Here is a 22,248-nt window from a genome sequence, read left to right on the forward strand (position 1 = left end):
AGAAGAGTGATATAATAAATACACTCTTATTGATGGCTTTCCTAGTAATCTTTAAGATAGAACAGGTATCTTGCAATCAAAGGGATTTCCCACAAAATCCTTTGGAAGATACCTGTTTTTTCCTTTAATTTGTTTGTAGTGCTTGAAAAGATGCCTCTGCTTCCTTAATCCATGTTCTTAACTTATTTGGACTGATAGGTAAATCATTTGTTTTAATTTCTAATGGATGAAGTGCATCTACGATTGCATTTGCTATTGCAGCTGGTGGCGCGATGGCACCCCCCTCACCTACACCTTTTATTCCTAGGCGATTTCTTGTTGATTTGTATTCCTGGTGTGCTTTTGCCACCGTTGGTACTTCCATCGATGTTGGTAATAAATAATCCATATAAGTACCGGTAAGCAATTGCCCTGTTTGGTCATAGACGATTTCTTCGTAAAGAGCTGAACCAATTCCTTGTGCAATACCGCCTTGCACTTGACCATCAACAATCATCGGATTAATAACCGTACCACAATCATGTACAACACTATATTTCTGTAAATCTACAAAACCTGTTTCTTTATCAACCTCCACTTGTGCCATATGAATCGAAGCAGCAAATGTAACCGTTGGAGGGGCAAAATAATGTGTTACTTCTAAGCTTGCTTCCATGCCTGCTGGTAAATTCCCTAATTTAGCAGGCAGCGCCGCTCGCCCAACATCTTGATAGGTGACAAACTTTTCAGGAGAAGTCTCTGCATATATTTTCCCTTCATCAATGACTAAATCTTCATCCGTTTTTAGCAAATGTGCGGCGATTTTTAACACTTTCTCTCTCATTTTTAATGCTGCTTCATAAATAGCTGAACCTGCATTTACTGCGCTTCGGCTTGCGTAAGTTCCTTGGCCCATTGGCAACACAGTTGTTTCGCCAACTCGAACAGTAATATTTTGCGGGTTTACACCCAATCCGTCTGCTGCAATTTGTGAAAATACTGTTTCATGCCCTTGTCCTTGAGGGGTACAGCCTAAATAAGCTGTTACATGACCAGAAGGGTCAATAGAGATATGTGCCCCTTCATAAGGTCCTGCGCCCGTACCTTCTACGTAAGAAGAGATGCCGATACCAACTAGCTTACCTTCTTTCTTCTTCTCTTCTTGTTCTTTTCTAAAAGCATCATAGTCAACTAAATCAACTGCCTTGCGTAATGCATCAGGATAATCGCCACTATCATAAATAAGCTGATGGCCATCTTTTACAAGAATTCCTTGATCATAAGGCATGTCTTCAGCTTGGATCATATTTTTCTTCATAATTTCGATTGGATCTACTTTTAATTTTCTTGCGACGATGTCGATAATTCGATCCATTACAAAGACTACTTCAGGTCTACCTGCTCCCCTAAATGGCACATTAGGTGTTTTGTTCGTTAAGATGACTTCACATTCACTATCATAATTAGGGATTTTATAAGCCCCTCTTAAATGATAAGCACTATTATAAGCACAAGTTAAGGCGAAGAAATTAACAGCACCACTATCAATCACAAAAAAATCCTTAATTGCCGTAATCGTTCCATCCTGTTTAAATGAAACTTTCACATCATGGATTTGATCCCTCGATTGCCTTGCACTTGTTAAATGCTCCATTCGGTCCTCTACCCATTTTATCGGCCTCTGCAATTTTTTAGCCAAGTAAGGAATAACAATTTCTTCTGGGTGAACTCCACCTTTTGGTCCAAATCCGCCTCCAACATCAGGTGCTGTAACACGAATACTTAGATCGGGTAATGACAAACAATGTGCTAAAGTAGATCTGATTTCATAAGGCATTTGCGAAGAAGACCAAACTCTCAGCTCTTGATTTCTTGTATCAAATTTCGCCACTACTCCTCTTGTTTCTAACGGATTTGATCCGAGTCGGGGGGTGCGAATTTTTTCATTCATTATATAGTCCGCCTCGGCAAATGCTTGCTCAACATTACCTGTTGTCACATGAAAATGGGACTGAATATTATTTTCTAAATGTTCTTGTATAAGAATTGCATCCTCTTTTCGCGCCTCATATGGGTCAACAAGGGGTTGTAGCGGCTCATAAGTTACTTCAACTAGATCAGCTGCATCTTCGGCGATGTAACGGGTTTTCGCCACAACAATTGCTACAGATTGGCCAACATATGTAACTTTCTTCTTAGCTAAAATATCTTCATAGTTAAAGTTGATTGTTGGCGATATAGCCTCAACCAAATTGGGTGGTAAAAAACAATGTGATTCAAATTGCGTCAATGGTTTTAGGTCTTCAATATCTTTTGCAGTAAATATCCCATAAACACCCTTTAATGCTTTTGCAGCCTCTATATTTATGTCCACAATCTTCGCATGTGCATGAGGGCTTCTTACAAATACTGCCTCTGCCATATTGGTTAAACTAATATCACCTACAAACATGCCCGTTCCAGTTAAAAGGCGATAATCTTCCTTTCTGTGCATGCTTTTTCCGATATATTTATGCATGTTTCTCCCTCCTTTTATACCGTTTGATGTGTAACTTGCTTTACTGCTTTAACAATATTCGCATAGCCTGTACAACGGCAAAGATTTCCTGAGATGGCTTCTCGAATTTCTTCTTCTGTCGGATTCGGATTTTCTTTCGTAAATTGCGTTAATGTCATTAAGAACCCTGGTGTGCAAAATCCACATTGGAGGGAATGGCAATCCGTAAATGCTTGTTGAAGAGGATTTAATTGTCCATCTTCACCAGCAAGCGATTCAACCGTTTCAATTGTAGCCCCATCTGCTTGAACAGCTAGCATTAAACAACCTCGAACCGCTTCACCGTTTAAAAGTATTGTACATGCCCCGCATACGCCATGCTCGCATCCGACATGTGTGCCTGTTAAAAATAATTCTTCTCTTAAGAAGTCTGTTAATAAGAGCCTAGGTTCTATATCTCTTTCCACTTTTTCACCATTTACATTTAAAGAAATATTTACTTTATCCAACCTTCTCTTCTCCTTCCCATGCTCTTGCTATTGCTTCTTCTATTGCACGTTTTAATAGGGTACCAATAAGTTCCCTGCGATAATCAGCACTTCCGTGCAAATCTCCTTCTGGGTCCACACACTCACTCGTTAATTCAGCTATTTCTTTTAATAAAGCTTCTGTCACTTCTTTTCCTATTAATAATTCCTCAGCTTCTTCTATTATAAGAGGAACTGGATTGACACCACCTACAGCTAGTTGTGCCTTTTGAATAAGTCCTTGGTTATCAAGTTCAATTACTGCTGCAGCAATTGCTAAGCCAAAATCTCCATGTCTCCTCGCCACTTCTACAAAAGAATGCCCCACTCTCTCTCCTTGTGTCATAATTGGAAAGCGGATTTCTTTCACTAATTGATTTGTTTGTAATGACGTCAGGAGATAAGTGAGAAAAAAATCTTCAGGACCGACAACTTCCTCTTCATCCACTGAAGCAATCACAATCTCACCTCTTAATGTTGTCAATACACACGGTAGTTCTGCCGAAGGATCACCGTGAGCTACACTGCCACCAATTGTCCCACGATTGCGAATTTGTTTATGACCTACCCACTTAATTGCATCAATAAGCAACGGACATTTTTCTTTAATTAATAGTGAATTTTCCACTTCCACATGCCTTGTCAGTGCACCAATGGCAATATATCCATCCTCTTCACGAATATAATTTAACTCCTTTATTCCGCTCACATCGATTAAAAAGTCAGGGGTGGATAGCCTCATATTCAGTACAGGTATTAAACTCTGTCCCCCAGAAATGATTTTACAATCATCTCCGTATTCTTCTAGATAGGTTAATGCCTCATTAACACTTGACGGTTTTAAATATTTAAATTTTGATGGTTTCATGCTTGTGCCACCCTTTCGTTACGCCTTTTGTAAAGTGATTTGTTTCTCAACATCTTTAAAAAAGTTTCCAGCAATAAATTTCGCCACACCGCTCATTACTCTGCTTCCTACACCAGCAATCATGCCGCCAACTTCAGCATCACATTCCCATTTCACTTCACATTTTTCTTCATCAATTGCAGTAATATAGCAATCCATTTTTGCTTTAACAAATCCTGGTTTCCCACTCCCTTCTGCTATTAATTGATAGTGTACAGGTGCTTCGATATCTTCAAGTTTTACATTCCCTTTGTAATCCCCTTTAACTGAAGCGATGCCCAATTTCATTTCAACATCATAGGTTCCGTCCTCTTTTAACAGTAGGCTTTTGCATCCTGGAATAGCTTTTTCTAATATTTGAGGGTTATGAAGTGCATCCCAAACATCTTTATTATTTTTTTTCATTTTCACTTGACCTGATAAGATCATTATTTTCTCCCCTTTACACTTTTTGAATTGTGCTAATAGTAATAATATTAATTTTTTCAAAAAATTTTGTCAATAAAATACGGATGTTTTTGTTTTGTTAACTAAATAACGTTTATTATATAAAACATAAATGTGTAAATAAGTTTGTTTTAGATAAAGAAATCTATTTTTTGTTTTGAATGTAAAACTACAATTTTATTTTAGCTTTTCATACTCTTTTATTGTGTCTATATCTAATAGAATACCGCGATCATTCACTGCTATTTCTTCCTTATATGGGATGGTCTGAATAAAGTTCTTTCCACTTTGTTGTTGAATCGATTGAATCATTGTATTATTGATGTTTGCAAAATAAACAGGATGGCCAGGCGTTTGATCATATGATGGCCTTATAGATATTGGATGATTTTTATCTCTCGCTAACTGCTGCCCTCTTTGAATAATCATTTCACTTGTTTCCTTTTCTATAAAGGGGGTGTCTCCTAAAAATACGAGTGCATCTTCCTTTGGAAAGGCAACTTGGGTAAGTCCTTTGTACAGTGAAGACGATTGACCATTGGCATAATCCGAATTATAAGCCCAAGAAAAGGAAGGGTCGTTTATCTTTATTTCTTCCATAATGGTAACTGCATCATGACCAATAACAGCTATCACTTCTTTACAATGTAACTTTAATACTTGTTCAATGACATAATGAAGCATAGTTACCCCTTTAAACGGCAGCAACTGCTTCGAGCGCCCCATTCGCGTAGATAATCCTGCTGCGAGAATAATTGCTTTTATTGGACGTTTATGATGATTGGTGGATAAATTCCGCACCTTGTAGAAAGCCTCCTTTATGTCTTGTTCTAACTGCAATCACTTCAGCAACAATACTAATAGCAATCTCCTCAGAGGATACGGCTCCAATATCAAGTCCAATTGGACTATGCATTCTTTGTAAGTCTGTATACGTGAAGTGACAACCTTCCAAATAAAGCTGCTCGAGGATTTTGATACGTCGTGATTTCGGCCCTAAGACGCCTATATAAGGAGCCAGTGAAGATAAGGCAAATTTTAATGTCTGCTTATCTTTCTCAACATGATGATTCATAACGACAATATATGTACGATTTGTTACACGAATACAACCTGAGAAATCCTCTGGTCTAGCTATTATTCTTTCGGCATGAGGAAACCTTTCTTCATTGTTATAAAGGCTTCTTTGATCAATGACAACCGTTTTCATCCCGCATTCTGCTGCATATTTAACAACTGGTATCGCATCATGTCCTGCACCAAACACCATCAAAGTAGGTGATGGAACAAATACATCGAAGAATATGTCTACATCTAATTCATTCTCATCTTGTATCATTAAACTTTCTGATTGCGGGTTGGATTGCCCTAACTTTTCTTTAGCAATGGATAAAGCAGCCAATTCCAATGCTTGATCATAGAAAGATCCAATTGGGGGTTGATTTTCTAGATAGCAAATCCGATAATTTTTTTGTGACAAGCTAGCTTCTGTAATGGTCATTAAAACAGCAGCTTGTTGTTGGTCAATGGCATCTAGCCAAGCATCAAAAGGAGGCAATTTCTTTTGCACATTCATCCACCTCCTCAATATTCTGTATTATATACATTAATGGTTCAATATAGATATGAACCGTTCCTGGACAGCCAAGACCTAACCCCCATACCTCGTCTTCATCTAATTGATACGTTTTAATTATTGGGGTTTTTGTCTCTATTACTTCCTTGGCTATTTCTGCTACATCTGCTTCTAAACAGCCCCCCGATATTAATCCGACAGTAACTCCATCCTCATCGATTAGCATTTTTGCCCCTTCTTTTCGATAAGCCGATCCTTTTACTTTAATAACTGTTGCTAGCGCACAAGGAAGCTTCTTAGCTTTTAGTTTTTGTATTGCCCTCATTACTTCCAGCTGTTCATTTGTCATCGACATCACCCTCCAATGCGTATATATTTAATAGTAAAGATGAAAATTGGAATGTTTTACCTATAAAACAAAGTTTCCGATATAGAATAATATAATCGTTACTTCTTGACTATGTCAATTAAATTTTTAGAAAATTTACAATAGATTACTATTTGAAATTTTTGACTTTTTATTATGGAGGTATTCATTTGAAAAATCCTACATTATCCAATTATTGGCTTTCTCCTCACTCCCCTGAATGGTATAGGCAAATAAGCAAGAACGGGAATGCATACATTTATCCATGGCAATCTACAATTGATTCACCTATTGCAGAGAATATCTTTGATCAACTCGTCTGCTTACATACAAAAGATAAAGTCGCCCTTGATTTTGGCTGCGGTGAAGGAAGATTCACAAAAAAATATGCTTTATATGCCAAGCAAATGATTGGTGCCGATTCTTCTACGCAATTTATTCAGACGGCAATGAAGACAAAGCCCGATAATACATCCTTTATTGTTGCTCATTCAAAACATGTACTTCCTTTTAAACGAGCATTCTTTGATATTGCTATTATCCGTAAAGGGCCTATTTCCATTTATCATCATTTACCTCTTTATGTAAAAGAAGGAGGGCTCATTTTAGGGTTGCACCCTGGTGAAAATGAAGGAAAAGAGTTATCAAACTGGTTTCCTAAACTTTTTCCAAACAACCAACATAACATACCCATTCAACAACATCTCACAAAGATCTTTACAAAGGCTCCTTTCAGGAAATTTGAAATTCACCCGTATCATACGATTGAATATTTACATTCACCCCTTGATCTCATCCACTATCGTTGCTTTGGACAAAAAAAAGAAATCTATGAAGTAGTTAGCTCCGACATACGAGAGATCACTAACATTTTCAAGAAACATCAAACAGTTAAAGGATTACCTATCACCTATGAACGATATATAACAATAGTACACGTGTAAATCCCTTACAATTCTATGGATTAAAGTCATTATTAGAGTAAATATTGGCCTCCCTGCAAGTAGGTAGACCCAGTTTTTATTCTCTAAGGGATAAAAGTATGATTCTTAGGTATGTGTTACTTATAACTCTAGCATGTCTTTTATTTTCAACTTTTTTTGCGGTGGTCATAATTGCTGGATTCTTCTAAAGACAAGATTGGTAACCTTATATAACACGATGACTGATCTTTGATGGAATATAAGATAATAAAAGACTAATCAGTACCTTGTTTATACAGCAAGGTACTGATTAGTCTTCTTCTTTAAATATTTCATGTAAATATCTCTCTCTATTTTCCAAGAAGTATTTCGTTATTTGGTAATGATCTGTTTCTTCATACGTTGTTTCCGCAATGCTACCTTCATCGAAATTTAAAATTGTTGCTCCTGGAAAGCCAAGTAGTATCGGAGAATGGGTGGCAATAATTAATTGGCTTTCTTCTGCTGAGACAATATCATGCATGATTCTAAGAAAAGCAAGCTGCCTTGCAGGCGATAATGCCGCTTCAGGTTCATCTAACAAATAAATACCCTCTCCATCAAAACGATTCAGAAAGAGTGATAGAAACGATTCTCCATGTGATTGTGCATGTAATGACTTGCCACCATAACCACTATATCCTGTTGGGCATTCCCGTTCTAATTCATCAATATGTGAAGAAAACTGATAAAAAGATTCGGCTCTTAAGAAAAAGCCATTTGTTAACTTCGGCATCCAAGAAAGCCTAATGTGGGCAGCTAAGGAAGATTCGGAGGCATGTAATTCATAACTATTACTTCTACTCCCTCCAGCCACATTAAAACCGCATTGATGGGCAATGGCTTCTAATAAGGTTGACTTGCCAGAACCATTATCACCTACAAAGAATGTTACAGGTGACTTAAATTGAATTTCATCCATTGATGCAATCGTGGGAATGGATAAAGGATAGGTATTTTCATGACTACTACTTATTTTCTTTATTTTTCTTAGCAAGGTCTCTCCTCCTGTTTTTAGGATGTCTCATCTAAGCATTTACTAAAAATATGCCATTGTCTATGGTATGATAAACATATCTTTCCAGAATCGAAATTTCTCATAAGAAAAAGAAGGTCTGCACATGAACAAAAGCTATTCACTATTGCTAGCAGTTATTATTGCCGTAGCAGGTGGGGGCATCTTCACCCTACTTCATATCCCTGTAAGCTGGCTATTAGGATCCATAACAAGTATTATGCTTTATTCTATAATATCAAAGAAGACGTTATACTGGCCAAAATCTTTTAGAAACATCGGGATCTTTATAATTGGATACAGTATGGGCCTTTCATTAACAAAAGAAGCGATGGTGTTCATCTTGCACCAACTACCCTCCATGTTATTTTTAACAGTACTTATTATTGGGTTCAGTTTAATCACTTCATTCTTCATAGCAAAATTAACCGGTATCCATTATCCATCGATATTGCTTGGTAGTATTCCTGGCGGTTTGTCACAAATGCTCGTATTAGCTGAAGAAACAAAAGAAATGAATGTGACTGTTGTTACTTTCTTACAAGTAGTAAGATTAATACTTATAATCTTTTTTGTTCCTTTTCTCATATTTGGTCCGTTCTTCCATAATGGCGGTAATATTTTACCAACCTATGAACATACGGCTAGTTGGCAGCAGTTACTACCTGACATTATTCCATTTATGATTCTATCATTTATTTTAGCTATTATTTTTAAGAAATGGAACGCACCAACCCCATTTCTTCTCGGTCCTATTATTGCAACAAGCCTCATGACACTGCTTAATATCAATGGTCCTGAATTACCTAACAGCTTACTTGAGATTGCACAAGTTTTTATTGGTATTAACATTGGTCTCATGATGCATCCAGAAAAACTTGAAAACAAATGGAAATTATTAAGCTTAGGTGCATTGAGCAGCGCTTTATTAATTGTCATTTCGATGGTTCTCAGCTTTCTTCTTAGTCATTTTTATGGGTTTTCCCTTGCTACAAGCTTCTTAAGTTTATCACCTGGCGGAATGGATCAAATGGCTATTATTGCCCATGAAGTCGATGCACAGTTAGCTGTTGTAACCGGCTATCAACTCTTTCGGGTATTTTTCATCTTCTTTATTGTACCACCTTGTTTAAAATATCTATTTTTTCGATATAGGAAAGAAAAAGGGTAACCAGTTGGTGACCCTTTTTGCCTATCCCAAATGATCTACCCTCATCTCAGGACCATTTACCCATTCCTTCCTAAATCTGTTTTTTATCTACAAAATTCATTGTCAAAATAGTCAATTTCCTTATAAAGTGCCTACATTTGTGGAATAACGTCTTGTTTTGATATCTTTTGTCAGCAGGCAGGAAAAGACGGGCTACAATGCGGAATAGCTAATTATACGGAATTTATTATGTAGTTCGGAATCCCCTTCCGAAAGATGAAAAATTACACTATGATGAAAGGGAGTTATTCATGAATCAAATTATGCAAGCATATACCATTAATGAAGTATCTAAACAATTAAATATTCCGCCGGGAACACTAAGACAGTGGGAAAAAGATTTAAAGGATATATTAGTTATTCCCCGATCTAAAAATGGGGCAAGATATTATACAGATGAAGAAATTAGCTTACTAGACACCGTGAAAAAGATGCGTAATCAAAATTTAAGTCAAAAAATGATTCGCAGATTACTTAAGCAACATCTTGATTCAGAGTCAATAGCAGACCAACAAGAGAACCCCTTAGAAACATCATTGAATCCTATACTACATGAAGCAACAACTGAGCAAGATCATCATCCTCTCAATATCGAACAACTATCTATGGTCATGACACAATTCCAGGACCATTTATTACAAGAGATCAAGCAAGAATTAAAAACGAACTTTAAAAAAGAAGTTGTAGAAGAAATGAAAATGGAGCTTTCCAAAAATTCTCTTCATACTGTTAAAACCATTTCAGACTCCATCTATAAATCCAACGAGAAGACGAAAGCAGAAATTCAAGAAATGACTGACGAATGGAAGCATGCTTCAAAACAAAGCTCCGGAGCGCTCGAAACCTTGTCAAAAAGAGTTGCGAAACAGTCGAAGCGAACGACAGACCAGATGCACTATATCACGAACAAAATTACCGAATCCTCAGAAGCATCCTCTGAAGAGTTCAAAACAATGATTCATTATATTTCTAGCTCGCAAGAATTAACAGGTACAGAATTTAGCAATGAAATAAATGAATTAAAAGAGAGCATGAATGCCGATCGTGATATTTATGTCGAAACAATGAGAAAAGAACATGAAGAATATTTACATCGATTACGTGAGCGAGAAGACGCATTTCAAGATATGATGCTATCTTTCCGAGATGCTGCAGCGAGTAAGCAAGAAAAAAAATGGTGGCAAAAGTGGAAAAAATAAATTCGTAGGGGCGAGTATCCCCTCAATATAAAGGGGTTTTTATCAAATGAAAAAACAGCAAAAAGCGCATCATGTGGATGAATTATTAGTTACAATGGACAATGATCATCATCGTGTAGATTTTCGTCTAGATGAACTGGAATCGAAAATGGAGATGTTAAAAAGAAAACTTGAAAAATTTGAACACAAAATGCAAATGCTTAAAGACTAACACGCCTGATAATACCCTCTAAAAGAAGCTGGGACATATATATTCTAGCTAAAGATTTATCCGAATGAACAGGAGTATACAACTTCTAATCATTCGGTTTTTTTGTGTGATTTATATCCTATATGAAAAGAATAGTGGAATGGAGCGGAAGACACTCGACTCCTGCGGAAAATAGAAGGAAAGCTGAGACCCGGCAGGCAATGCCGAGGACGCTCAAGCCCCTCCCCGCGGAAAGCGAGGGTCTGTTTGTGCAATGGAACGGACTTGTTTTCATCTGATTTTTTATAGATCCTAATTTGTTATTGTTCGTTTTTGAGGTTAGGTCATTTAGTTATGTTCCAGCCCTTTTTTAGTTAATCTTCTTAAAAGCGGTCCCATCCCCCATTTATTCAGGGTATTATCTCTCCATTCAATGACTTCTCATACTATTAGAAAGCCAAAACATTTATCCTTTAAAACAAAACTATATTTTCATAAACAGATTATGTTATTCTGTAAATAACAGGAAATACACCCTTGGTGGATAATTATGGATAAGTCGAATGAGTTGTTACCTATGTTTAACGAGACTATAATTTAGGCAATAAAGAGTAGTATCAAGGTTAGAAAGGAATTCTATTTTGAAAAAGATTAGTATATTTTTCTTAATATGTTTACTTATTTATATAAGTTGGCCGTCAATTCGTGAAGCTCTAGGGGATAAAACCAACGAACACTTGAAAGAAATTCAATCATCTATTGAAGAAAAAGATGTTCAAGGCTTTACAGAAGATGCTGTTACTGCTTTTAATCAAATGATTATCAATTTTGAACAATGGATCCAGCCTTCACCTAATGACTCTCCTCCGGCAGAAGATGAATCAATCGAGAAGCCCGCATTATCTAAACCTGATAGCCAAACAATCTCAGTCTATAATTTTGAAATCGGTGAGAAGAAAGCGGAAGTTGAGAATTCATTAGGATCCCCACAAAGAATTACAGCAAATGAATACGGTAGTAAATGGCATGCTTATCATGATAATTATCATCACTTCATCATGATTTCCTATGATGAAAATGAATTAATTAATGGCATCTATACGAATCAAGATTTAATTACTTCTAAAAACGGCTTTCAAATGAATATGACAAAAGAGGAAGTAACAGAAATATTCGGGGAACCGATTAGCGCGATTCGTAAAGGTATAACCAATTATCAATATGCAACCGATAGTAATTATGCACTTTATGAGGTCGATGATAGTTATTTAACCGTTTTCTATGATATTCATGAAAATAACCAAGTAACTGCCATTCAATTAATTGGTAAAGAGCTTGAACTTAATAAAGTTGGTTTCTATGGTGAAAAAAGTGCAGCTTTAAAGGAAGGTTTTGAATTCCAGTTATTTGATTTAACAAATGCTGAGAGAGTTAATTATCGTTTACCTACATTAACTTGGGATGATCCCGTGAGACAAACAGCTAGAGATCATAGTGCTGATATGGCTGTTAATAATTATTTCGGTCATGATAACTTAAAAGGTGAATCACCGTTTGACCGGATGAATGCGGATGATATTCTGTTTCGAACAGCTGGCGAAAACTTAGCCTATGGCCAATTTAGTAGTATTTTTGCCCATGAAGGCTTAATGAATTCTGCTGGACATAGGAAAAACATCCTTAAAGAAGATTACCAGCTTCTTGGTGTTGGGGTGGCATTTAATGATGATAACCAGCCTTATTTCACAGAAAATTTTTATACGAAAAGATAAGCATGCAGAACTGCTCTGACATGCTCTTTTTCATACTGCAAACCATTTAATATAACTATTCACACTTAAGACAAACGTTTAAATGAGCTTTCCTTTAATGATCATATCAGGTAACATTTTATAACCGAATCATTCATTTTAAAAGCAGATAATTTCATTCATGTAATAGAAGTTGCTACAATATGTACAGATACTAAAAAGAAAGTAGCTGAAAACGATGTCAACGATAAAATATTCTGTTTTAGATTTAGCACCAGTCCTTGAAGGTGGATCACCTAGTGAGTCATTAGCGAACTCGCGCGATTTAGCCAAACATGCAGAAAAATTAGGTTATACGAGATATTGGCTGGCCGAACACCATAATATGCCGGGCATTGCTAGTTCAGCCACATCTATTGTCATAAGTGATATTGCCCGCGCTACCAATACAATTAGAGTAGGATCTGGGGGCATTATGTTACCGAATCACTCTTCTTTAGTGATTGCTGAACAATTCGGTACACTCGAATCACTTTACCCAGGAAGAATTGATTTAGGCTTAGGTCGTGCGCCAGGTACTGACCAACTTACTGCGGCGGCATTAAGAAGGACTCGACGAACAGATGCCGAAGATTTCCCTCAACAAGTGGAAGAATTAAGAACTTACTTTGATCCTTCACGCTCGGAACAACCATTACCAGTTAGAGCGGTTCCAGGAGAAGGCTTGAATATTCCAATATGGTTACTCGGTTCAAGTGGGTATAGTGCGCAACTTGCGGGTCAGCTAGGTTTGCCTTTCTCTTTTGCTAGCCATTTTTCACCGGACAATACATTACCAGCAATTGATCTATACCACCGGAGCTTTAAACCATCTGATGTATTAAAAGAACCTTATGTAATGATTGGTGTGAATATCATTGCAGGGGAATCAAACGAAGAAGGACAATACCTAGCAAGCTCTCTTTATCAATCTTTCTTAGGCATGATGCGTAATAAACGTGGAAAGATGTTGCCTCCTGTTGAGAATATGGACGAAGTTTGGACACCTATAGAGAAACAATTATTACAACAACAATTAGGTTCTTCCATTATTGGTGGTCCTGAGAAAGTGAAAGAAAAGCTTGAAATATTCCTTGGCGAAACTGGCGCAAATGAGATCATCGTCAATGCTCAAATCTATGACCATGATAAAAGAAAAGCATCTTATCAGCATGTGGCAAATGTAATGAAGGAAATAAACGCTTAAGAACTTTGAACATCGAAAGCAAACAAAACTACTTGAAATCTAGTTTGCATGTTTGCTTTCGAACCCATTGTTCTCTTTCATATGCGATCGTACTTAGAAGTCTGGGTTACATGGTTTTAGTTGTGGTACGGAGCACCCTTCCTCATCCATCATTTTGATTCACTTCCGATCTTCTTCCCTAGAAAGTGAATCAATTTTTGCTTCAGCTAAGCGGCGATAAAGATTGCTCATATGAACCAATGAGTTAATCATTAATACCTCTTTCATTTCATTGTTCGGTTGGGGGATTTTTTCATTATAATTTTGAGCAATCGATTTCTCCATCCAGTCAACATTTTCATTAAATTGTTCTTCATTCTCATTTATCATGTCAACATACATATCATAAACGTCTTCTATATTCACTCCTTCTTTTTGCACTTCCTCGTTCAGACTCTCTAACGTTGTTTTAATGTCCTGAATCGATAATATACCTTTCAGTTGATAAATAAGGCTCATCGTTAATATATGTTCTTTACTGTAACGCTTATTTTTAATGGGTGGTAATAGTTTTCCTTTGGCATAATTATTAATCATTGTTTTTGTTAAGATTTTCTCATCTTCATTTCGTTTATAAGAATGGTAGTTTTGTTCAAACAGTTGTATGACTTGATCCATATATAAAGCGATAGACGGAATGTCTTCCATGCGAATAGGCTTTCCTTGTCTGATTTTTTCTTGTTTTTCCATCATTTATCCCTCATTATTTTTCTTACTATCATACATCCTATCATTAGAAATGTAAATGTTGACTATATATTATAGTTAGTAGTAATATTATATGTAGTATTAAAAACTACTTATAATATTATTAGGGGTGTTATCATGTCGTTTATAAGAGAACCCATCAATAGCTTAACTCATTTCGTTGGCGCAATATTGTCATTTATAGGTTTACTGGCCTTAATCATCAAAGCATCATTACATAACGGAACAAACATTGCCATATTCTCCGTTACTTTTTTCGGTATTAGTATGATGTTACTTTATCTCGCTTCCTCCACTTATCATGGGGTGAGAGCAAAACATACAGTTATTGCTTTCTTGAGAAAAGTTGACCATTCAATGATTTTCGTTTTAATTGCTGGTTCTTATGCACCTTTCTGTTTAATCGCACTTGATGGCGTATTAGGAATAAGTTTATTCGCTTTCGTTATCACGACATCCATTCTTGGTGTATTATTTAAAATGGTCTGGTTTAGTTGTCCTAGATGGTTATCCACTTTTTTATATATTCTTCTTGGTTGGGTTATCATCATCGCCTTCCTCCCATTAAGTAAAGCATTGAGCACAGCAGGTCTCGTATGGTTAATTCAAGGGGGCGTATTTTACACAATCGGTGGCGTTATTTATGCGGTCAAACCTAAATTCATGGAATTTAAACATATGGGGTTTCATGAGATCTTTCATATCTTTATCTTATTAGGAACGCTTTGTCACTTTATTAGCGTATATGGCTATGTTCTTTAATAAATTGATTGGTCATGGCAATATTATGTTTGTGTAAAAAAATGAAGGGCTAAGTGAGATAGATGTCTATTTTACTCATTAGCCCTTCTATTCTTTATTTAATTAACTTTTTTAATAGCTTTAATGACTTTTCACTCGGATACCGAAATGGAAAATCCACTTTTGTTGTTTGTTTTAAGATGCTTTTATAATGCGTAAATGCATCAAAACTTGCCCGTCCGTGATAAGATCCAATTCCACTATTGCCTACACCACCAAATGGTAAATGTGGGGAACTTAAATGCATGACTGTATCATTGATACAACCACCACCAAAAGAAATTGATTGCAAGATTTTTTGCTGGACTTTTTTATCATCTGAGAAAAGATAAAGTGCTAGCGGTTTCGGTTGTTCATTTATTTTGCTAATGACATCATCTAATTCCTTATAACACAATACTGGAAGGATCGGACCGAAAATTTCATCTTGCATAATCGGATCTTGCCAATTAATTTCAGTTAAGATGGTCGGTTCGATCAGATGATTTGATTCATCCACTCTCCCCCCATAATAAGATTGACCATTAGTTAAAAATGTAGAAAGCCTTTTAAAATGCTTCTCATTGACAATCTTTGTGTAAGATGTATTTTCTATTGCATTCTCTCCATAAAGACTTTCTATCTGAGCTGTGACTTCCTTAAGAAACTTGTCATGAATCTCTTGATGGACATAAACAAAATCGGGTGCTACACATGTTTGTCCAGCATTTAAGAATTTCCCCCATACTAACCTTTTGGCCGCATGGTTTATTTGGGCATCATGATGAATAATTGCTGGACTTTTTCCTCCCAGTTCTAACGTAACAGGTGTTAAATGATTAGCGGCTGCTTTCATAATGTGTCGACCCACTGCTACACTCCCAGTAAAGAAAATATGATCCCAAGATTCTTCTAACAAATTTTCACTAACTTCTACGCCACCTTCCACAACTGTAATATATTCAGCTGGAAAATGCTCCTCGATAAGGTGAGCAATTAAACGAGAAGTGTGAGGTGTTAATTCGGAAGGTTTGATGACTGCTGTATTGCCTGCGGCGATTGCACCAATTAATGGCGCAATCGCTAATTGAAAGGGATAGTTCCATGGTGCAATGATTAATGTATTACCATATGGCTCAGGATAAATCATACTTTTTGAACCGAACGTAGTTAAAGATGATTTTACTTTTGCAGGTCTCGACCACTTCTTCACATGTTTAATTGTAAATTTTATTTCCTCTAGTAAAACAGCAATCTCTGTTAAAAAGGAGTCAAAAAATGATTTCCGTAAATCTTTTTGCAAAGCATCCGCTATGCTGCTTTCGTTCTCCTTAATTAAACTTCTTAATGTATATAATGCGTCCAATCGGTATGTAAGTGCTTTTGTTTTACCCGTATGAAAGAATGCTTTTTGCTGTGCTAAAATATTTTTTTTCATGCTCTTCCCTCTTTCTATTTTCAATTTTATATACCTCCTGCAGGAAAATGGTTTTACACTCTTGAATATATACTAAAAAAATGAGGTGAATCCTATGCGAAAAAAACTGCCATATTTGATTCTTCTATTTGCTATTCTTTATATATTTTTTATACCTGAGGAACCGACAGTCCTAAAAATCTTTTTCAAATTAGTACCGATGATTCTTATTATTCTATACACCTATCGCAATCGGCAAGAAACTAAACCTACTCACTACTATTTTATTTTTTTAGGACTTATTTTTTGTATGTTCGGTGACGGTCTACTCATTTGGTTTGTGGTTGGATTAACCGCATTTTTAATCGGTCATATATTCTATACGATTGGCTTCTTTAAGATCTGGGAATACTCTTTAGCTAGGTTTCTTTCTTTTATTCCTATTCTTGCCTATGGTATCTTTATGAGTTCTGAATTTGTGGAAGCTCTTCACAACCGCAATGAAAATGAATTGATTATACCAGTTATCCTTTATATCGCTGTCATATCATTGATGTTTTGGTCTGCTATTATGTCAGGGCAATTGTATGCCATCATTGGTAGTTTACTCTTTGTCATTTCTGATAGTGTGTTAGCTTGGAATAAATTTATTTCTTCCATTCCTTTCTCTGGAAGCATTATTATGATTACCTATTATTTAGCACAATTTTTAATTGCTTTTAGCTTGCTTCATACAGTCAAACAAGTGAAGATACAGAAACCAATTTCACCCATAGGAACAAAAGGATAATTTTTCAAATTTATGTTAAAATAAAGAAATAACCTAAATTGGGCATTAGCATAAAATAACAATAAGCAAATTTATTTCACTCTCCCTTTTAGGCTTAACTAGCTATACTCTATCTTACATTGTAAAAGGAGGATACCAGTATGAACAAGAAACAGCATTCTTTTCATTCACAAGATAATGGCGAAAATCATGAAAATGAATTAGAGACAGTTGAGACAGCTGCTGAAAGAATTGAAAGAAAACCAGAATTTGATACGTTCGGGACGGGGTTAAATGGTTACGGAAATTAAGAACAAAAAAATGATGGTGATTCATTTTAAAGATGAATCACCATCATTTTTTATGCCGTAACCTCTTCTTGCTCATTACTTTCCTGTTTCTTCTTCTTCACTGGCATTAAGCTTCTTTCCAACCAGCCCATTATCACATCTGCAATTACTGCCATAAATGCTGTTGGAATAGCTCCAGCTAAAATGATTGCCGTTCCGTCTTGCGCATTTGTTCCACGCATAATAATATCACCAAGTCCCCCAGCACCAATAAAAGTACCTATTGTTGCAATACCAATCGTAATGACTAGAGCTGTTCGAAGCCCTGCCATAATGACAGAAAGAGAAAGCGGGATTTCTACCATTCTTAATATTTGCCATTTTGTCATACCCATTGCTTTACCTGACTCTATTAAAGTATGATCTACATTCCTAATTCCTGTGTAAGTATTCTTAATAATAGGCAATAAGGAGTATAGGAATAGTGCAAAAACGACTGTATTTGTTCCAAGGCCCATCACAAGCATTAATACTGCGAGCATAGCGAGTGCAGGGATCGTTTGAATAACATTGGCTAACGAGAGAACTACACTACTCAAACGTGAATATCTTGCTATCAAGATGCCAACAGGAATACCTACTATCGCTGCAAATAAAACCCCGTAGGCTGACATTAGAAAATGTCTAAAGAACTGTTCCCATACATAAGAACCGTTATTTGTAAAATAAGTAATTAAGTCAGAAAACACATCCATTTAAGCCACCCCCTATTCCTTATCACGGAAATAATTATTTTCTTCTAAAAATTCTTCAGCAATGATTGCGGGTTCTCTTAATTCCCCATCTGCTGCATAATTTAATTCTTGCATTTTTTCTGTACTTATTTTTCCAACTAATCTCTCTAATAATGGATCAAGTTCAGGGTACTTCTCTAAAATTTCTTTACTCGCAACAGTAGAGGAATCATATGGAGGGAAGAAATTCTTATCATCTTCTAATACTTTTAAATTAAAGGCTTTTATACGTCCATCCGTCGTGTAAGCTAAAACGACATCCATTTCGCCCGATGCCGCTGCTTGGTAAACAAGTCCAATTTGCATAGGATACACATTCGAAAAATCAAAACCATATGTTTCAACAAAACCATCATATCCATCTCCTTCACGATTCAACCATGAAGTATCTACACCGAAATTTATTTCATTTGCTAATGCCTCTAAATCAGATACCGTTTCTAAATCCTCTGCTTCTGCTAATTCATCAGTTACGGTAAAAGCATACGAGTTCTCAAACCCATAAGAATCATACCATTTTTGATTAAACTTCTCGTCAAACTCTTCTTGGACAACTTCCATTGCCTTATCAGGGTCAAGTACTGGCTCCATTCCTAATGGTCCTGCGATATCTGTGCCTGTATAACGAGTAGATGATATATCTACATCATTACTCACCATTGCCTGGTGAAGCACAATAGAAGATCCAAGATTATTAACCATATTTACACTGAGATCGGTTTCTTCTTCAATTAACTGTTTAATGATTTGACCGACAATTTGTGATTCAGAGGTGACCACAGTCCCTACTGAAATAGAATCTTCACTAGATCCGCTTAAACCAGGAAGTGAACAGCCTGATAATAAAAGAGTCATCGTTAACATCATCGTCATGAAAATTTTTTTGCTTTTTATCAAACTAATCACCACCTTATGCTGTTTTTTCTTTGTCACGCATTGATTTAGGCGTAACCTTAAATTCTAATTTTCCAAGTATTAAATCGACTATTAATGCGAGTATGGTGACAGGAATCGCACCTGCAATGATAAACTCAGTTTGATATAAATTTAACCCGCTAAAAATAAAATCACCTAAACCGCCTGCACCAATAAACGCAGCTAACGTAGCCCACCCAATTAAATATACTGTCGATACACGAATACCCGCCATAATAACAGGGATGGACAGTGGTAGTTCAACATATCGAATTCTCTCCCATCCAGTCATGCCCATCCCACGGCCAGCTTCTAATAAGCTTTTATTAACATCTTTCACACCTGTATATGTGTTTCTTAAGATAGGCAGGACTGAATAGAAAAATAAAGCAATAATGGCGGGGATTTTACCTATTCCAAGAATAGGAATAAAAAAAGCTAAAATTGCGAAACTTGGAATTGTTTGAATCATACCAAGCACTGCCATTACGGGTGATGCCGCTTTATCGAATCTTGTAAGAAGAATACCTAAAGGAACAGCTACAATGACACCAAGAGCTGCAGCAATGACTGATATATATAAATGCTCCCAAGTTTTGATCAATAAATCCGAACCGTTATTATTTAAAAAGTCTATGATGGCACTCATTTATATCTCCCCCTTCTACTGTGCACTTTCTAGCTCTTCGTCTCCCCAAATAGAGTCGTAAACGATATCGACTAAACTTGTTCTTGTCACAATACCGACAAGATGTCTTTGCTCATCTACAACCGGCACATATTTGAGCCCTTTCTTTAATATTTGCCTGATCGTATCACGTACAAGCGCATCTTTATACACAGAAAATGTATCAGGGATTAAGATATCGGCTACATCTTTTGCTTTTTTCCTGTTTTGATCAATGGCTTCCACATCAATATATCCTTCTAAAACTCCTTCTTGATCAATAACCAATAATGAGTCTACACGATTTGTTTTCATAACAGTTATCGCATTAGATAATTGCTCATCACTTGTAATCGTTACAGGATGCGCATTCATTATTTGCTCAACTGTTGTAATGTTTGGTTTTGCTTGCACTAATCTTTCTTTTCCAATAAATTCTTCAACAAATTCATCGGCAGGCTCACGTAAAATTTCGTCAGGAGTCCCACATTGTACAAGCTGTCCATCACGTAAAATGACAATCCTGTCTGCTAGTTTAAGCGCTTCGTCCATATCATGCGTAACAAAAACAATTGTTTTGTCTAACTTCTTCTGCAAGTTTTTAAACTCATCTTGGAGGGCATCTCTCGTAATTGGATCGAGTGCACCAAATGGTTCATCCATTAAGATTAACGGTTGATCAGCAGCTAACGCTCTCAAGACACCTATACGTTGCTGTTGCCCTCCACTTAATTCATGTGGATATCTCTCTAAATAATCAGGAGTCATATCAACGAGAGAAAGAAGCTCTTCTGCCCGACTTTTTCTTTTTTCTTCTGGCCATTTTAAAAGTTTAAGCACAAGTGAAATGTTTTCTTGAATAGTCATATGTGGAAATAGACCAATTTGTTGGATAACATAACCGATTTCTCTTCTCAGCTTAACCGGATCTTTTTCCATAATGTCTTCACCATTAATGAAGATTTTGCCTTCTGTTGGTTCAATTAAGCGGTTGATCATTTTCATTGTTGTTGTCTTTCCACAACCACTTGGGCCGATAAATACAATAAATTCACCCTTCTTAAATTCTAAATTTAAATTAGAAACGGCTGTTTTACCGCCTTTATATTTTTTTGATACATGCTCAAATTTCAGCATTTATAACACCCCCATTTTTTCTCTACCACAAACAATACCCAGTTCTCCGTAATATGAATCCTCTTGTCAGACTTTTTACTTACATAACGTAGTATATTATAAACTTCGTAAAATAAAAAGTTTACAAAGTGTACATATTTTATAAAAAATAGTTAAAATAAATATTGTATAATGTTTTTACTCGTTATATCTTATAATAGCTACGTAATCATACGAATTACTCCCAAAGGTGTGATTATGTAAATTTTTACAAATATGATACATTGACATTAACTAAATGATCCTTATATTGAAAGGGTGATTGGATTGAGCGAAAGTTTTGAGCAAATTGAATCTATTTTTATTGATAAAATAGCTGATAATATGAATACGTATGGTGTTTCCTCAACTGTGGGTAGAGTGTTAGGAATTATTTATATGCACAGAAAACCGATGACACTTAGCGAATTATCGGAAGCAACGGGCATGAGCAAAACACGAATGAGTCAAGTAGTAAGAGAAATGGTGGAGTTAAATATAGCGGAAAAAGTATTTGAGAAGGGCATCCGTAAAGACTTATACAACGTTGAACAAGACTATTACCAAACGTTCGTATCACTATTCACTTCCAATTGGCAAAAAGCGATACAAAAGAACAAACAATTTGAAAAGAAAATAAAAGAAGAACTACACCTTATCACATCAAAAAAGGAACTGACCGCCGAAGATGAATTAAAGATAAATGAATTATTAGCCGAAGCAAAGGAATGGATGGAATACTACAAATGGCTAGCTAATCTTGTGGAGTTTTTTGAAAGTGGGGAAGTATTTAAACATGTACCGAAGCCATACTAAAGAATTTGCTATACCCTTTCTTAAA

At 36.1% G+C, this 22,248-nt stretch carries 24 protein-coding genes; 10 read left to right on the forward strand and 14 right to left on the reverse strand.

Going from position 1 to position 22,248, the window contains the following annotated elements:
- Positions 1–124 precede the first annotated feature (124 nt).
- The 7 genes from U9M49_RS05420 to U9M49_RS05450 all read right to left on the reverse strand — a co-directional run bounded on the left by U9M49_RS05420 (position 125) and on the right by U9M49_RS05450 (position 6,282).
- Positions 125–2,497, reverse strand: coding sequence for a xanthine dehydrogenase family protein molybdopterin-binding subunit (locus tag U9M49_RS05420; RefSeq protein WP_322909450.1), 2,373 nt, complete (start codon positions 2,495–2,497; stop codon positions 125–127).
- Between the two features lie 14 nt (positions 2,498–2,511).
- Entirely contained in the window at positions 2,512–2,985 is a 474-nt protein-coding gene (locus U9M49_RS05425; RefSeq protein ID WP_095373088.1) for a (2Fe-2S)-binding protein, read from the reverse strand.
- Positions 2,978–3,871, reverse strand: coding sequence for an FAD binding domain-containing protein (locus tag U9M49_RS05430; protein ID WP_095373087.1), 894 nt, complete (start codon positions 3,869–3,871; stop codon positions 2,978–2,980). Before U9M49_RS05430 ends, U9M49_RS05425 begins: the two co-directional genes overlap by 8 nt.
- An 18-nt stretch (positions 3,872–3,889) precedes the next feature.
- Positions 3,890–4,339, reverse strand: coding sequence for an SRPBCC family protein (locus U9M49_RS05435; RefSeq protein ID WP_095373086.1), 450 nt, complete (start codon positions 4,337–4,339; stop codon positions 3,890–3,892).
- 195 nt (positions 4,340–4,534) lie between these two features.
- The gene (locus U9M49_RS05440; RefSeq protein ID WP_095373085.1) at positions 4,535–5,158 is read right to left on the reverse strand and encodes a nucleotidyltransferase family protein; all 624 of its coding nucleotides are present in this window, start codon (positions 5,156–5,158) and stop codon (positions 4,535–4,537) included.
- A complete protein-coding gene (locus U9M49_RS05445) occupies positions 5,130–5,927 on the reverse strand; it encodes an XdhC family protein (protein WP_322909451.1) in 798 nt (265 codons plus the stop codon). Before U9M49_RS05445 ends, U9M49_RS05440 begins: the two co-directional genes overlap by 29 nt.
- Positions 5,902–6,282, reverse strand: coding sequence for an XdhC family protein (locus U9M49_RS05450; protein ID WP_322909452.1), 381 nt, complete (start codon positions 6,280–6,282; stop codon positions 5,902–5,904). Before U9M49_RS05450 ends, U9M49_RS05445 begins: the two co-directional genes overlap by 26 nt.
- A gap of 188 nt (positions 6,283–6,470) precedes the next feature.
- Between U9M49_RS05450 and U9M49_RS05455 the strand changes: the two genes are divergently transcribed.
- Positions 6,471–7,244 (forward strand): class I SAM-dependent methyltransferase, encoded by a 774-nt coding sequence (locus U9M49_RS05455; protein WP_322909453.1) that lies wholly within the window; start codon positions 6,471–6,473, stop codon positions 7,242–7,244.
- A 289-nt stretch (positions 7,245–7,533) separates the two neighbouring features.
- On the opposite strand, the gene U9M49_RS05460 is transcribed toward U9M49_RS05455, so the two are convergent.
- Positions 7,534–8,184 carry an AAA family ATPase gene (locus U9M49_RS05460; protein WP_095373677.1) on the reverse strand — a complete coding sequence of 217 codons (651 nt, stop codon included), beginning with the start codon at positions 8,182–8,184 and terminating at the stop codon, positions 7,534–7,536.
- A 199-nt stretch (positions 8,185–8,383) separates the two neighbouring features.
- On the opposite strand from U9M49_RS05460, the gene U9M49_RS05465 reads away from it, so the two are divergent.
- The 5 genes from U9M49_RS05465 (at position 8,384) to U9M49_RS05485 (ending at position 13,873) form a co-directional block, all read left to right on the forward strand.
- Positions 8,384–9,448, forward strand: a complete 1,065-nt coding sequence (locus U9M49_RS05465) for an AbrB family transcriptional regulator (protein WP_095373081.1) — start codon at positions 8,384–8,386, stop codon at positions 9,446–9,448.
- A 290-nt stretch (positions 9,449–9,738) separates the two neighbouring features.
- A complete protein-coding gene (locus U9M49_RS05470; protein WP_224938355.1) occupies positions 9,739–10,686 on the forward strand; it encodes a MerR family transcriptional regulator in 948 nt (315 codons plus the stop codon).
- 46 nt (positions 10,687–10,732) lie between these two features.
- On the forward strand, positions 10,733–10,897 hold the full coding sequence (locus U9M49_RS05475; protein ID WP_157733964.1) for a hypothetical protein: 165 nt from the start codon (positions 10,733–10,735) through the stop codon (positions 10,895–10,897).
- 620 nt (positions 10,898–11,517) lie between these two features.
- Positions 11,518–12,648, forward strand: a complete 1,131-nt coding sequence (locus tag U9M49_RS05480) for a CAP domain-containing protein (protein ID WP_233435241.1) — start codon at positions 11,518–11,520, stop codon at positions 12,646–12,648.
- Positions 12,649–12,865: 217 nt separating this feature from the next.
- Complete coding sequence (locus U9M49_RS05485; protein WP_322909454.1) at positions 12,866–13,873, forward strand: LLM class flavin-dependent oxidoreductase; 1,008 nt, start codon at positions 12,866–12,868, stop codon at positions 13,871–13,873.
- Positions 13,874–14,032: 159 nt separating this feature from the next.
- Here the strand turns inward: U9M49_RS05485 and U9M49_RS05490 are convergent, their stop codons facing one another.
- Positions 14,033–14,602 (reverse strand): DUF1836 domain-containing protein, encoded by a 570-nt coding sequence (locus tag U9M49_RS05490; RefSeq protein WP_233435240.1) that lies wholly within the window; start codon positions 14,600–14,602, stop codon positions 14,033–14,035.
- Positions 14,603–14,734: 132 nt separating this feature from the next.
- On the opposite strand from U9M49_RS05490, the gene trhA reads away from it, so the two are divergent.
- Complete coding sequence (gene trhA, locus U9M49_RS05495) at positions 14,735–15,382, forward strand: PAQR family membrane homeostasis protein TrhA (RefSeq protein ID WP_095373078.1); 648 nt, start codon at positions 14,735–14,737, stop codon at positions 15,380–15,382.
- Positions 15,383–15,476: 94 nt separating this feature from the next.
- On the opposite strand, the gene U9M49_RS05500 is transcribed toward trhA, so the two are convergent.
- Positions 15,477–16,907, reverse strand: coding sequence for an aldehyde dehydrogenase (locus tag U9M49_RS05500; RefSeq protein WP_322909680.1), 1,431 nt, complete (start codon positions 16,905–16,907; stop codon positions 15,477–15,479).
- 25 nt (positions 16,908–16,932) lie between these two features.
- Between U9M49_RS05500 and U9M49_RS05505 the strand changes: the two genes are divergently transcribed.
- On the forward strand, positions 16,933–17,607 hold the full coding sequence (locus U9M49_RS05505) for a lysoplasmalogenase (protein ID WP_322909455.1): 675 nt from the start codon (positions 16,933–16,935) through the stop codon (positions 17,605–17,607).
- 140 nt (positions 17,608–17,747) lie between these two features.
- Positions 17,748–17,897 carry a hypothetical protein gene (locus tag U9M49_RS05510; RefSeq protein WP_157733963.1) on the forward strand — a complete coding sequence of 50 codons (150 nt, stop codon included), beginning with the start codon at positions 17,748–17,750 and terminating at the stop codon, positions 17,895–17,897.
- A gap of 50 nt (positions 17,898–17,947) precedes the next feature.
- Here the strand turns inward: U9M49_RS05510 and U9M49_RS05515 are convergent, their stop codons facing one another.
- The 4 genes from U9M49_RS05515 to U9M49_RS05530 are packed head-to-tail and all read right to left on the reverse strand — an operon-like array spanning position 17,948 to position 21,389.
- Positions 17,948–18,631: an ABC transporter permease gene (locus U9M49_RS05515; protein ID WP_095373075.1), complete on the reverse strand. Its 684-nt coding sequence runs from the start codon at positions 18,629–18,631 to the stop codon at positions 17,948–17,950.
- 12 nt (positions 18,632–18,643) lie between these two features.
- Entirely contained in the window at positions 18,644–19,564 is a 921-nt protein-coding gene (locus U9M49_RS05520; RefSeq protein ID WP_370873274.1) for an osmoprotectant ABC transporter substrate-binding protein, read from the reverse strand.
- 16 nt (positions 19,565–19,580) lie between these two features.
- A complete protein-coding gene (locus tag U9M49_RS05525) occupies positions 19,581–20,234 on the reverse strand; it encodes an ABC transporter permease (protein ID WP_095373074.1) in 654 nt (217 codons plus the stop codon).
- A gap of 15 nt (positions 20,235–20,249) precedes the next feature.
- Complete coding sequence (locus tag U9M49_RS05530) at positions 20,250–21,389, reverse strand: betaine/proline/choline family ABC transporter ATP-binding protein (protein WP_095373073.1); 1,140 nt, start codon at positions 21,387–21,389, stop codon at positions 20,250–20,252.
- 306 nt (positions 21,390–21,695) lie between these two features.
- Here U9M49_RS05530 and U9M49_RS05535 point away from each other — a divergent pair, with 306 nt between their 5' ends.
- The gene (locus U9M49_RS05535; protein ID WP_233435238.1) at positions 21,696–22,223 is read left to right on the forward strand and encodes a GbsR/MarR family transcriptional regulator; all 528 of its coding nucleotides are present in this window, start codon (positions 21,696–21,698) and stop codon (positions 22,221–22,223) included.
- The last annotated feature ends 25 nt before the right edge of the window (positions 22,224–22,248 follow it).

It is taken from the genome of Cytobacillus sp. OWB-43 (assembly GCF_034651445.1).
In the GTDB taxonomy this organism is placed as follows: Bacteria; Bacillota; Bacilli; order Bacillales; family Cytobacillaceae; genus Cytobacillus; species Cytobacillus kochii.

Coding starts and splice junctions, on each gene's coding strand:
- U9M49_RS05460 (WP_095373677.1), bottom strand. CDS start 8,184: ATGGATGAAATTCAATTTAAGTCACCTGTAACATTCTTTGTAGGTGAT.
- U9M49_RS05510 (WP_157733963.1), top strand. CDS start 17,748: ATGAACAAGAAACAGCATTCTTTTCATTCACAAGATAATGGCGAAAAT.
- U9M49_RS05505 (WP_322909455.1), top strand. CDS start 16,933: ATGCGAAAAAAACTGCCATATTTGATTCTTCTATTTGCTATTCTTTAT.
- U9M49_RS05490 (WP_233435240.1), bottom strand. CDS start 14,602: ATGGAAAAACAAGAAAAAATCAGACAAGGAAAGCCTATTCGCATGGAA.
- U9M49_RS05525 (WP_095373074.1), bottom strand. CDS start 20,234: ATGAGTGCCATCATAGACTTTTTAAATAATAACGGTTCGGATTTATTG.
- U9M49_RS05435 (WP_095373086.1), bottom strand. CDS start 4,339: ATGATCTTATCAGGTCAAGTGAAAATGAAAAAAAATAATAAAGATGTT.
- U9M49_RS05475 (WP_157733964.1), top strand. CDS start 10,733: ATGAAAAAACAGCAAAAAGCGCATCATGTGGATGAATTATTAGTTACA.
- U9M49_RS05430 (WP_095373087.1), bottom strand. CDS start 3,871: ATGAAACCATCAAAATTTAAATATTTAAAACCGTCAAGTGTTAATGAG.
- U9M49_RS05470 (WP_224938355.1), top strand. CDS start 9,739: ATGAATCAAATTATGCAAGCATATACCATTAATGAAGTATCTAAACAA.
- U9M49_RS05420 (WP_322909450.1), bottom strand. CDS start 2,497: ATGCATAAATATATCGGAAAAAGCATGCACAGAAAGGAAGATTATCGC.
- U9M49_RS05450 (WP_322909452.1), bottom strand. CDS start 6,282: ATGACAAATGAACAGCTGGAAGTAATGAGGGCAATACAAAAACTAAAA.
- U9M49_RS05530 (WP_095373073.1), bottom strand. CDS start 21,389: ATGCTGAAATTTGAGCATGTATCAAAAAAATATAAAGGCGGTAAAACA.
- U9M49_RS05465 (WP_095373081.1), top strand. CDS start 8,384: ATGAACAAAAGCTATTCACTATTGCTAGCAGTTATTATTGCCGTAGCA.
- U9M49_RS05485 (WP_322909454.1), top strand. CDS start 12,866: ATGTCAACGATAAAATATTCTGTTTTAGATTTAGCACCAGTCCTTGAA.
- U9M49_RS05515 (WP_095373075.1), bottom strand. CDS start 18,631: ATGGATGTGTTTTCTGACTTAATTACTTATTTTACAAATAACGGTTCT.